The sequence below is a fragment of the Streptomyces sp. ATLC9 genome, from assembly GCF_057196705.1.
On record NZ_JBXUOY010000224.1, the window covers coordinates 1 to 8,677 of the forward strand.

At 75.6% G+C, this 8,677-nt stretch carries 5 protein-coding genes and 1 pseudogene; all 6 read right to left on the bottom strand.

Going from position 1 to position 8,677, the window contains the following annotated elements; genetic code table 11:
* Positions 1-1,032 (bottom strand): annotated as a pseudogene (locus tag AC2CJA_RS20375) (hypothetical protein); the annotation flags it as partial.
* A 43-nt stretch (positions 1,033-1,075) separates the two neighbouring features.
* A complete protein-coding gene (locus tag AC2CJA_RS20380) occupies positions 1,076-1,918 on the bottom strand; it encodes a hypothetical protein (RefSeq protein ID WP_484604128.1) in 843 nt (280 codons plus the stop codon).
* Between the two features lie 116 nt (positions 1,919-2,034).
* A complete protein-coding gene (locus AC2CJA_RS20385) occupies positions 2,035-3,558 on the bottom strand; it encodes a hypothetical protein (RefSeq protein ID WP_484604125.1) in 1,524 nt (507 codons plus the stop codon).
* Positions 3,559-3,756: 198 nt separating this feature from the next.
* Positions 3,757-4,890, bottom strand: coding sequence for a glycosyltransferase family 4 protein (locus AC2CJA_RS20390; protein WP_484604129.1), 1,134 nt, complete (start codon positions 4,888-4,890; stop codon positions 3,757-3,759).
* Positions 4,891-5,023: 133 nt separating this feature from the next.
* Complete coding sequence (locus AC2CJA_RS20395; protein WP_484604126.1) at positions 5,024-6,559, bottom strand: HEAT repeat domain-containing protein; 1,536 nt, start codon at positions 6,557-6,559, stop codon at positions 5,024-5,026.
* An 89-nt stretch (positions 6,560-6,648) separates the two neighbouring features.
* Positions 6,649-8,310 carry a DNA-binding protein NsdB gene (locus tag AC2CJA_RS20400; protein ID WP_484604127.1) on the bottom strand — a complete coding sequence of 554 codons (1,662 nt, stop codon included), beginning with the start codon at positions 8,308-8,310 and terminating at the stop codon, positions 6,649-6,651.
* Positions 8,311-8,677 lie beyond the last annotated feature (367 nt).

Sequence of the window (8,677 nt, forward strand, 5' to 3'; positions counted from 1 at the left end):
GAGTTCGGCGGCGCGCCCGCGCTCCTCGGTGCCGCGGGCGGACAACCGCCGGGCCAGGGTGCGGGTGCGCTGTTCGGCTCCGGCGTGGACGGCACGGGCCTGCTCGCGGTGCCGGGCGGCCTCGTCGATGCGGCGCAGCAGGTCCAGCGACCCGGCCGTGAAGTCCTTCTCGGCGGTGAGTTCGGCGCGGCGGCCGAGCTTGTGGGCGAAGCCGTGCACCAGGTCGGCCAGCCCGTCGGTGTCGCGGGTGTCGGTGACGGCGCGCAGCAGCAGGTCGGTGAAGTCGGAGTCGTTCTTGACGGCGAACAGACCGGCGGCCTCGCCCTCGTCGGCGTTCATCTCCCGCTGATAGCGGAAGAGTTCGGGGTCGAGGCCGAGGTGGCCCAGATGCTCGTTCCAGCGTTCGTGGACCTCCTCCCAGACCACGTCGAGGCCCGGGTAGGCCTTGCCCGTCTCCACCAGGACATCGCGGAAGCCCTTCATGGTGCGGCGCCGGCCGCGGGCGGAGGAGGCTCCCTCGGCGACGGGCCGCAGCGCGGTGGACTCCGCCACGGGCAGTGAGTCCAGGTTCATGCCCGGACCGGGGCGGAAGCTGTACCAGGCCTCGGCGAACTTCCGCGGGTCGCTGGAGACCTGGCGGCCGCGCCACTCGCTGACCTTGCCGACGACGACGGTCTCCCCGGTGAGGGTGTGCTGCCACTCCAGGGCGACGTGCCCGCAGTCGTCGGCCAGCAGGAACTTGCGCAGCACGCCGGAGCTGGCGCCGCCGAGGGTGTTGCGGTGACCGGGCAGCATCACCGAGAAGATCAGCTTGAGCAGCACGGACTTGCCGCCGCCGTTCTCCAGGAAGAGCACTCCGGCGGGCGCGGGGCGGCGCGGCGGGCCGACCGGCTCGTCCTCGAAGAAGTCCGCCTGGGCGGGGGCGGGGCTGGGCACCGGTTCGCCGACTCCGCGCAGGTCCAGCACGGTGTCGGCGTAGCGCGCACCGGCGGGCCCGATGGAGTAGAGGCGGATCCGGGACAGCTCGTACATGGCGGCGGGGCTCTCGTTGCTCTGGCGTCGGAGGGGACGGGTGTCAGCTGTGGAAGGGGAGTCCGGCGTCGGCGGCCGGCTCCAGGGCGTCGGGGTCGGGGGGCGGCAGCAGGGTGGCGCTGCCGTCGCCGACGGGCACCACTCCCAGCTCCAGCAGCTCGGTCATGGCGGCGCTGCCCGCCATGTCACGCACCTGGAGCCGGTAGCGGGCGGTGGTGCGGTAGGTGCCCCCGGCTTCGTCGCCGGTGCGCTGGAGGAAACCGGAGTCGGCCAGGAAGGCGGCGGCCTTGGCGACGATCCCGGTGGTGGAGCCTGCCAGTCGGCGGGAGTCCTTGGTGGCTCCGGTGGCGCTGCGCCGGGTGTACACCCGCCAGGCGGCCTCCAGGCCGGGCGCGTCGCTGGCCGGGTCGGTGTTCTCACCCTCCCTCTCGGCACGCTCCTCCAGTCTCCGGCAGGCCTGGCGGACGAAGGCGTCCACGCCGTTGACGGAGATCCTGCCGACGTAACCGTCGTCGGCCAGGTCCTCGGGGCGGGGGAAGGACAGGGCCGCGACGGCCAGATGGGCCAGGCCGTGCAGGAAGCGGTCGGTGGAGTCGGAGGTGGCGCGACGGGCGTAGTCGCCCATGCGCACGGCGAAGACGGAGCCCTCGGCGGCGGTGACAGCCATCCCCGCGCGCGGGGAGACCTCCAGCACGACCAGCCCGAGTCCGGTGGCGACGGCGTCGGCGAGCCGGGCGAACGCGGGCTCCTCCCGGTAGCGGCGCAGCAGCTGCGCGTACTCGGCGTCGCGGGCGGGCAGCAGCTTGGGCTGGAGACCGAAGGAGACCAGCCGGGCGGCGTCGGCGGCGTCCGGCGGGGTGAGGGCGGCGGACCTGCCGGACGCCACCGGGTCGCCGGGCCGGTCCCCGGGCTCCGGCGGGGGCTGCGTCCCGGGTCCGCCCGGCCCCTCCCGCTCGTCGTACCCCTCGTAGCCGTCATGGCCGCCGTACGGGCCGTACTCGTTCACGATGCCACCTCCGTGCGGTCCGCCGCCATGCCCGCGGCGTCCAGCTGGGCCGTCCCCACCACGAGGTCGGCGCCGCCGAACTCCGAGTCGTCCAGTTCCGTGCCGTCGTCCACCGCGAACAGCAGGCGCCGCTCGCCCTGCCGGTAGGCGGTGCCGACCGGCGGGCTGGCGGCGTGCACCGCCAGCAGTGCCACCAGGTAGGGCAGGTCCGGGTCGCGGCGGCGGGCCTCGGCCAGCAGACCCGACAGCCGGCGGGGGGCGTCGGCGGGCAGATCCAGCAGCTCCCGGGCCGCCTCCAGCTGCTCCTCGCTGAACCGGCTGTCGTCGGGGGTGGCGACCAGATCCGGCTCGGGCATCTCGGCGCCCAGGTGCTCGCGGGGCGCGGGCGGGGTGAGCAGCATCTCGGTCAGGTCCCCCAGTCGTACGGCCGTCGGTGTGCGCAGCCCGGTGCCGCGGGCGAAGAAGGCGTCGGTGACCTTGCCGGCCCGCTCCACCGGCAATGGCAGCAGGGGGGCCAGCAGCTGCCCGTACAGGTCGAGGCCGGCGCCGGCGGCGGGCGGGGCGAACGCCTGCCGGTCCTGCTCGGCGCGGAAGAGCGGTCCGGCCTCCAGCAGCCGGTACTGGAGCTGGGTGTGGCGCCGGATGCAGTCCTTGACGATGTCGACCAGTTCGGCGGCGCGCAGCTTGTGGTCGGGGTTCCTGTCGGCCGGGGCCTCGTCCCGCGCCCTGCGGATGTTGGTGAGGATGGCGTTCTCGTGGCGGTAGCGGTCGGCGACGTGGTCGAGCGCCTCGGCGATCATGTCGGGGACGTCGTTGAGCCAGTCGACCGCGCGGACGTTGCGCCGGGTGGCCTCCAGGGTGCGGCGCAGTGTCTCGGCGTACTGCACGGTGCGGTAGCGGGCCTGCTCGGCGGCGAGCTGGGCGTCGGCCAGGCGGCCCCGGCCGACCAGCACCTCCAGCTTGACCTCGGCGGCGATCTGCGCGCTGGTGACGTCGGTGTCCAGGGCGCCGACCAGGACGTTGACCGCCTCGTCGGTGGTGCGCAGGTACACGCCCCCGCCCGGGCCCGGCACCTCCTCGATCAGCTTGAAGTCGTAGTCGCGCCGCACGTACTCGCCGTCGGGGCCGAAGGTGCCGTAGACGGCGCGGAAGCCACGGTCGACACTGCCGACGTTGATCAGGTTCTCCAGGACCCAGCGGGCGACCCGCTCGTGCTCGGCGGCGGGCCGCCGCGGGGCCTGGGCCGCGACCCGCGGCAGCAGCCGGGCCACTATCTCCTCGTGGTCGGCGCCGGTGTCGAAGTCCATGTGCAGGGTGACCAGGTCGATGGCGGCCAGCGCCACCTCGGCCATCGAGTACGTGCCGTACTCCCCGGCCAGATTGGCCTTGCGCGCGTCCAGGTCGTGCAGGGGCGCGGTGCAGGCCAGGGCCCGCAGGCGCCGGGCCAGGCCCTCGTCGGCGGCCGGGCCGGGCGCGGGCCGCCCGGGGCCGGAAGACGGTGTGGATACTGCTGCGGTCACACGGCACAGATTAGGCGCTGGCACTGACAAAGATCGAAACGACGGAGGGCTCCCGTGCCCGCCGGCTCCGGCCTCGGGCTCCACGGGCGCGCGTCGCGGGCGGCGGCGCGGTGACCCCGCCCGGTTCGCGCGGGGCGGTGCGGAGTCCGCCCGGGGCGGGGGTGGCGAGGCCGACCGGTCCGACGGTCCGCAGTCCGCTCACACGGCGGCTCCCAACCGGGCGGCCCGGGCATCGAGGGCCTCGGCGTAGTACTCCAGGAGCCGGTCGCCGACGGCCTCCCAGGTGCGTCCGGCCACAGCCGCCCGCCCCGCCCGTGCCAGCCGGGCGCGCAGCGCGGGATCGGCCGCGAGGGTGCGCACCGCCTCTGTCACGGCGCCGGCGTCGCCGGGAGGCACCAGGAGCCCGGTGCGGCCCTGCTCGACGAGATCCAGCGGCCCGCCCGAGGCGGGGGCGATCACGGGGACGCCACCGGCCTGTGCCTCCTGCACCGTCTGGCAGAAGGTCTCGAACGGGCCGGTGTGCACGAAGACGTCCAGACTGGCGAAGAGCCGGGCGAGATCGTCGCCGGTGCGGCGGCCGAGGAAGAGCGCGCCGGGCATCGCCTGCCGCAGTGCGGGGCCGCTCGGCCCGTCGCCGATCACCACCGTGCGCACGCCGGGCAGGGCGGCGGCCCCGGCCAGGAGATCGACGCGTTTCTCGGGGGCCAGCCGCCCGACGTATCCGACGAGCACCTCGCCGCCGGGCGCCAGGGCACGGCGCAGGCGTTCGTCGCGCAGCGCGGGGTCGAAGCGTCCGGTGTCCACCCCGCGCGGCCACAGCCGTACGCGCGGCACACCCCGGTCGGCCAGCTCGCGCGCGGAGACGGTGGACGGGGCGAGCGTGAGGTCGGCGGCGGTGTGCACAGCGCGTATCCGGCGCCAGGCGGCGCCCTCTCCGGCACCGAGATAGGTGCGGGCGTATCCGGCCAGGTCGGTCTGGTAGACGGCCACAGTGGGCACGCCCATGCGTGCGGCGGCGGCCACGCCCCGTACACCGAGAACGAAAGGCCCCGCGAGGTGGACCACGTCGGGACGGTGTGCGGACAGGGCCGCTCCCAGCCGCCGGCTGGGCAGGGCGACACGCACCTGCGGGTAGCCGGGCAGGGGCAGGGAGGGCACGTGGACGACGGGCGCCGGGCCGTCGGCGGAGGTGCGGGTACCGGGAGGCGGAGCGGGGGCGACCACCAGTGGCCTGTGGCCGCGCCGGGCGAGGTGGACGGCGGTCTGCCAGGCGCAGTGGGCCACACCGTTGACATCGGGAGGGTAGGACTCGGTGACGATGGCGACTTTCAGCCGGGTTCTCATACGGCGGTTCTGGCCATTGCTTGCGTGCCCACGACAACATTCGCGTGTCCGCCGGGGGAACGGCCCGTGAGCGGTTGCCGGTTCTCACCCGGGAACGGACCGGTACCGCGGGCGGGGCCGGTCAGCGAGCGGCGTCCCCCGGGCCGAGCCGGCCTCGCACCGCGCTCTGCACCCCCTCCTCCTCGGCCGGATCGGCGGCCAGCCGCCGCAGCCGCTCGACGACCCGGGTGTCGCCGGTGGCCGCGTGGCGGGCGGCGATCTCACGGGTGGACTCCTCGCAGTCCCACAGGCACTCGATGGCGAAGCCCGCCGCGAAGGCGGGGTCGGTGGCGGCCAGGGCCCGGGCCGTCCGGCCGCGCAGCTGGGAGGAGGACGTCTCGCGGTAGACGTGCCGCAGGAGAGGAGCAGCCCGGTGCACGGCCAGCCGTCCGGCGCCGTCGACCAGCGGCCACAGGGCGTCGGAGTCGGGCCCCTCGGCGCGCACGGTGCGGCGCAGGGCGGCCGTCACCGAAGGTGCGTCCCGTTCCGTGCCGTGGCAGGCCAGCAGCGTGGCGGCCGCCGTGCCCAGGGCGTCCTCGCGCCGTGCCCACCGGCGGGCGCGTTCCAGTGCGGCGGTGCCGCGCATCCGGGAGAGGGCGTCCAGCGCGGCCCTGGCGACGGTGCCCAGGAGGTCGTCCGGGGAATCGGCGGAGCCGGGGACGCCCGACTCCGCCACGGCCGCCTCGATCAGGTCCAGCGCGGCCGGGTCGCCGCGATCGGCCAGGTGGCGCAGGGCCACCGCGCGCGCGAGGCCGGGACCGGACAGGGCGGCGTCGAGCAGTTCGGAGCGGTCCTCGGGCCCGGCGACGGCGGCCAGGCAGCGGGCCGCGGCGGCCTCGCGGTACCGCGGGTCACGGCCCGTGAGAGCTCCGGGCGCCGAGGCGAGCGGTCCGCCGACGGCAGGGTCGGCGAAGGGGATCCGGTCGCCCTCCTGGGCCCAGTCGAGCACCGCGCGCACGCTCCAGCCGGGCCGCGGCCCGGCCGGCCTCAGCTGGCGCCGCCAGCGGCCGAAGGAGCCCTGCTCACGGGCGCGCCCGATGCGTTCGCCCTGCTCGGGACGGGTGGGGTCCTCGGCCCACAGCCGCCAGGGCCTGGGCTCGAAGGCGTCGCGGACGGCAGCCGCCAGCTCGGCGTCGCCCTCGGGGGTGCGCGGGAAGCGCGCCAGGACGGCGGGGCCCAGCGGACGCAGGCCGGCGTCGTCGTCGCGGACGGCCAGTTCGTCCAGGGCCCAGCGCCAGTTGGCGCCGCGCGAGGCGTAGCGGCGCAGCAGCAGCAGAGCGTCGCGGTCGCCGTAGGAGGTCAGGTGTCCGAGGACGGAGAGGGCCAGTCCGGTGCGTTCCTCGCCGGTGTCGGTGAGGTCGTCGGGGCCGAACAGGTGCTCCTCGATGTCATCGAGCCCGGCGTCCAGCTCCACGTGGAGCCGTGCGTAGTACAGGGAGCGGTGCTCGAGCCGCCAGTCGCGCCGGGGGTCACAGCGCAGGCAGCGGCTCAGCGCGGCGAGCGCTTCGGCGCGCGGGGCCGCCAGAGCGTGCAGCGTGCCGTCGCCGCGGCCCCTCTGGAGGAGGCCGAGCAGCGTACCGCTGGGCGCTATGTCGGAATCGACGGAATCGGCGAACATAAGGTCAGCATCCGGTGCGGGGTGAGGGACTGGCAACGGGATTTCCGCTCTCCGGCGTTCCGGCCGGTCACCGAGGGTCCGTCCCCCGTTCACCCCGGGTCCCCACGGGTTCCCGGCACCGTGCGGAGAGCGGTCACTCCGGCCGCCGAAGGATACCGGTACCGCGGCGCCGCGCCGAGTCCGTGCGCACAGAGGACGGCGGCCCCGGGCGGCCCGCGGCCGGAGGACGGCCGGGCACGAGGGCCGCCGTCCCCCGCTACACCACCGCTCCGCCCCCCGGGCCCCCCGGCCTGCGCGCCGGGGGACCCGGGGGCCGTGGGCAGGGTGAGTGCGATCTCCTCGCGCAGGTCCTCCACCTCCGGGTATCCGGCGTACCGCCCGGTGAGCCGGTACATCTCCCGCAGCCGGTCCCAGGTGCGGTGGGAGGAGGTGCTGCCGATGGTGACCAGGGCGAGCCGTGCGTAGCGGTCCGCCTGCTCGGGGTCGTCGGCGATGAAGCAGGCCGAGGCGAGGGAGATGTAGTCGAGGATCTTCGACCGCTCGCGGCCCTTCTCCCGCAGCCGCAGCGCCTCCTTGGCGTGCCGCTCGGCCGTCCTGGCCGCCGGAGGGTCGTGCTCGGCCAGGGTGCGGTACGCCAGCGCCTGCATCCCGTGCAGGTCGGCCTCGTCGAACAGCTGCATCCAGCTGGGCGGCGGCACGTCCCCCCGGTCGGAGACGAACAGGTCCTCGGCCCGCCCGAGGGTGCGCCGCATCGCCTGGCCGCGCCCCATCGAGGCGGGGCCCCACGCCTCGATGGTGTGCAGCATCGCGCGGGTGCGCGGCAGGGTCTCCTCGCCGCAGCCGGCCCTGGCCAGCTTCATCAGATCCAGAGCCTCGTCGGGTCTGCCCAGGTGCACCATCTGGCGCGCGGCCCGGGAGACGGCCTCCCCGGCCCGGGGCCGGTCACCGCCCTCGCGTGCCGCGTGCGCGGCGATGACGAAGTACTTCTGGGCGGTGGGCTCCAGGCCGACGTCGTGGGACATCCAGCCGGCCAGCACCGCCAGGTTGGCCGCCACCCCCCACAGCCGCCGCTGGATGTGCTGCGGGTGGCGGTAGGCGAGCATGCCGCCCACCTCGTTGAGCTGACCCACCACCGCCTTGCGCTGGAGGCCTCCGCCGCGGGCCGCGTCCCAGGCGCGGAAGACCTCCACGGAGTGCTCCAGGGACTCGACCTCCTCCGAGCCGACGGGCGCGGCCTCGTAGCGGTCGAAGGAGGCGGGGACGGCGGGCGGGGGGCCGCCCGGCCGGGGGGCTCCCGCCGGAGCCGGGTCGGTTCGGAGCCAGTCGTACAGGGCGCTGCTGAGCGCCGGTCCCGCGGTGAGCGCGGCGCCCGCGCCCACCAAGCCGCGTCGGTTGAGCATGAGGTCCATTCCGGTGAATTCGGTGAGGACCGCGGCGGTCTGCTCGGGGGCCCACGGCAGCCCGTGGACGGACTGCCGCCCGCCTGCCTGCCCCGATCGGCTGAACCCGAGGTCCTCGATGGTCACGACACGGCCGAGTCGCTCGGTGAACAGGGTCGCCAGCACCTTCGGCACCGGGTCGCGCGGGGTCTCCCCCACATCGATCCAGCGCCTCACCCGGGAGGTGTCGGTCGCCAGCTGCGGGTGGCCCATGGCCGCCGCCTGCCGGTTCACGCGCCGGGCGAGCTCGCCCTTGGACCAGCCGGTGAGGCCGAACAGGTCCGCCAGGCGGGTGTTGGGTCCCTTGGTCACGTCGAAGCCCCCAGGTTCTCGGCTGCCTCGACAGTAGCCCTCGCGAGACGCCCCCGAAGGGGCGCGCGGGCATTCGCCAGGGTTCGCCAGGGTTCGCCAGATGGTGTGCCACCCGTATCCGGGTGTGCTGTAGGAACGCGCCATCCCGTCCGGTCTCCGGGCTTCCGCATTCCCCAGGGTGCGGTGCGCCCCGGCCGGCCGGGTGGCGCGGCAATCCGTCGGCGCACGAAGGGATCCGGCTCGTCCATGAATCCAACACCGTCTCCCGTGCCGGCCCCGGTCCGGCCGCGTCCGCGACCGCAGCACGGCACCGCCGTCCGCCCCGAGCCGGTGCGCACGCCGCCCGCGGTCGCGGGCGTGCCCCGGC